The organism is Brevundimonas sp. (genome assembly GCF_004210735.1).
In the GTDB taxonomy this organism is placed as follows: Bacteria; Pseudomonadota; Alphaproteobacteria; order Caulobacterales; family Caulobacteraceae; genus Brevundimonas.
The window spans coordinates 1-1,828 of record NZ_SDZL01000124.1 but is presented as its reverse complement, the minus strand read 5'-3'; the positions used below and the strand labels follow the sequence as shown (position 1 = coordinate 1,828).

Annotated in this window: 1 protein-coding gene and 1 pseudogene; both read right to left on the bottom strand. The window is 65.8% G+C overall.

Annotated elements, in window-relative coordinates; all coding sequences use genetic code 11:
* Positions 1-91: 91 nt before the first annotated feature.
* A complete protein-coding gene (locus tag EON91_RS14345) occupies positions 92-1,510 on the bottom strand; it encodes an MFS transporter (protein ID WP_292096067.1) in 1,419 nt (472 codons plus the stop codon).
* 3 nt (positions 1,511-1,513) lie between these two features.
* Positions 1,514-1,828 (bottom strand): annotated as a pseudogene (locus EON91_RS14340) (hypothetical protein); the annotation flags it as partial.

The following is a 1,828-nucleotide window of genomic DNA, read 5'->3' as shown; positions in this document are numbered from 1 at the left end:
GCGATCTTGAGGCCGATCAGGTGCAAGTCAGGGTTCCATTACGCCCGGAATTGCTGGGCTTTTGTGCCTGTAGGGGGCGGGGCTGACCGGGTCAATGCCTGTCACCAGCGGGGCGATGGCCGGGGCCCGCAGCGCTCAGGCGGAAGGCCGTCCACAGCCCGAAAAGCGCCAAAGGAAGGCCCGTCAGGAAGATCCAGGGCGAGGCCGCCGTTGCATTCGCGATGGTAAATCCGCCGGCAACTCCGGCAAGGTTCGCCGTCACCCCGGCAATCGCCGCCCCGATGGCGGACCCGGTCTGTCGCACCGCCATGATGGCGGACGAGCCAATCGCGCGGTCCTCGTCCGTCAGGACGGAGATCACGCGCCGGCTCATCAGCGAGGATGAGAAGCCGAAGCCCGCGCCCATCACGCCCGCGCCGGCGATCACGCCGATCAGGTTGGCCATCGGCATGAAGATACAGAGCAGCACGATCCCCGCCACGATGCAGAATGCGCCCAGCCTGATCCACATCGGCTCGGTCTTCTCGGTCGCGCCCGCAACCACGATCGCCATCAGCGTCCACATCACGGCTTCGGCGGCCACCGCATATCCAGCCCATAACGGGGAGAGGCCAGCCAGTGTTTGCAACAGGGCAGGCCCATAAACCGTCAGCGCCATGGACCCAGCCGTAAGCGCGAACATCGAGGCGTAGCCCGATCCGCAAACCGACCGCAGGTTTCCCGCGCCATGCGGCAGCAGCCGCACCTTCGCCCGCGCATCGACCACGAACACGAGGCACAGGATCGCCAGCCCCGCCACGACGAGCTCGATCGCCACCACCGGCGAGCGATAGAAATCCGCCAGCGCAATGCAGACGACAGCCAGTCCCAGCACGCCAAGCTGCAACCACGGCACGCCGGTATTCTCCGCGGGCGCCGTCGCCTTCAGCAGGAAGGGCGCAGCAATGGCGAACAGTATCGCCTGCGCCATGAATACCCAGAACACCATCCGCCAGTCGCCTGTCTCGGCAAAGATGCCGCCCACCATCGGTCCCAGCACGGTCGCTATGCCCCACACGCCCGCCACAGCCGCGAACACGCGCGCGATATGGCGCGGTGGAAACAGAACCGCGATCGCCACCATGGCGAAGCCGGAAATCCATCCGCTGCCGATGCCCTGCAGCAGCCGCCCGCCAACGAAGGTGAAGATATCCGGCGCCATGGCGCCCAGCGCGCACCCCGCTGCAAAGACGAGCCCCGCAAACGTCGTCGCATTCCGCAGGCCAAAGATTTCCGACAGCCGCCCGGCGCTCGCGCCCGCGAGAATGGCGCCGACAAAGAAGCCCGCCGTCGCCCAGCTGAAATATTCGTAGCCGCCAAGATCCGCGCCAACGCTCGGCATGATGGTGGCGGTGACCAAGCTATCGCCCGCATTCAGCCACACGCCCAGGCAGATCAGCGCGAATTTCGGCAGACGCCCTTCGGCGAGCAGATCAGCCCAGTCATTCCGCGCTGGGCTGCCGTCGGTCATTGCCTACTGAGCCGGGCCACTCTCGGGCGAAGGCGTCTGCGCTTTCGCAAGCTCTGCATCGATGGCGGCGGAAAGCGCCTCCATCGTCTGGTCGACATCCTGCCCGCCGATCAGGAAGGTCGGCGTCGACGTCACGAAGGGCGGCGACTCCTGCACATATTTGCGCGTCACTTCGATCAGCGCCGGATCAGCCACGCACGTGCCCACCTGATCCGCATTCAGCCCATGACGCGCGCCAAGCTCGCGCAGCTGTTTCTGCAGCCGCCACGGATTGGCGCCGGATTCGATGATGACGTTCTGGTTCTTGAACAGGTCGTC

Bases quoted from the DNA above. Each gene is read 5' to 3' on its own strand.
- EON91_RS14345 (WP_292096067.1), bottom strand. From the start codon at position 1,510: ATGACCGACGGCAGCCCAGCGCGGAATGACTGGGCTGATCTGCTCGCC.